We start from the raw sequence: 1,088 nt of genomic DNA on the forward strand, positions 1-1,088 counted from the left end.
CGGTCGGCCGCCGTGGTTGCCCTTGCGGGCCGCGGCGTCCAGCCCTTCGAGGGTGGACTCCCGGATGTTCTCCCGTTCCGTCTCCGCCATTGCTGCGAAGAACCCGAACAGCAGGCGCCCCGGTCCACTGGGGTCGTACATCCCCTGGAGAGGGCCGGCGAGCATCTCCAGGACCAGGCCGTGGGCGGTGAGGTGATCAGCGAGCGCTGTCAGCTCCGCGGCGTCGCGTCCCAGACGCTTCATCTCGTTCACCGTGAAGATGACGCGGCAGTGCGGGGCGTGGGCCTTGATCTCCATCGAGGCTGCGAGCGCGGCCTCGAACTGCGGGCGGACCCGCATCCGGGTGCTGATCTTTTCGGCGAAGATCTTGTCCCGTGGGATGCCGTGTCCGGCGAGCGCGTCAAGCTGCGACTGGAGTTCCTGGGTGAGGTTGGAGCACCGCGCGTACCCGATGCGGATGTCCGCGGTCGGGGTGTCGTGATCGACAGGCGCGGGCGCCGGGGTACCGGGCCGCCACGGCTGGCCGGGGCTGCGGTCGGCTGATCGAGTGACCCTGGCCGAGTTGAGGCCGTGGCGTGGGACCCGGGATGGTGTGCCTCCCGCGTCCTCGACCTCATGAAGCCGGCGTCCGCGGCTGATCGCCCACTGGCTGAGTACGATCACCCACACCGGTCTGAGTATGTGAGCGGCTGCCCGTCGCGCGCGGCGCCGGAAGGGTGGGGTCATGCGCCGACTACTGCTGCTTGTCCCGCTGTTGCTGCTCACTGCCGGCTGCGGCGTGGTGCAGTCCAGCGAGGTCGAGGCGACGGACGTTGCGCGGGAGGTGGCCACGAGGGCGGGTAAGTTGCTGCGCAGCCAGCGCCCCCGCACGGCGGAAGAGGTCGGACGCTCCGCCACGGGTATCGACGGTGTGGAGGTACTGCGGGTGACGGGTACTTCGACACACGACGGGGACGGCGTCGATGTGATTGTCCGTACGCCCGGATCGGCGTACAACGAATGGTTCGACGTCCAGGAGATCGTCGTACGTCGCTGCTTCGCCGTACGATTGTCTCCCAAGTCGCGGTGGGGGGAGGCCCCCCGCGACG

Annotated in this window: 1 protein-coding gene and 1 pseudogene; one reads left to right on the forward strand and one right to left on the reverse strand. The window is 69.2% G+C overall.

The genetic code is table 11. The features are described from left to right. The coding region (locus tag ACZ7HQ_RS45855; RefSeq protein WP_471003679.1) for a recombinase family protein at positions 1-669 on the reverse strand (669 nt) is incomplete at its 3' end. 55 nt (positions 670-724) lie between these two features. Here ACZ7HQ_RS45855 and ACZ7HQ_RS45860 point away from each other — a divergent pair. Then, positions 725-1,088, forward strand: a pseudogene (locus ACZ7HQ_RS45860) (translation initiation factor IF-2); the annotation flags it as partial.

The organism is Streptomyces sp. NPDC037290 (genome assembly GCF_055603245.1).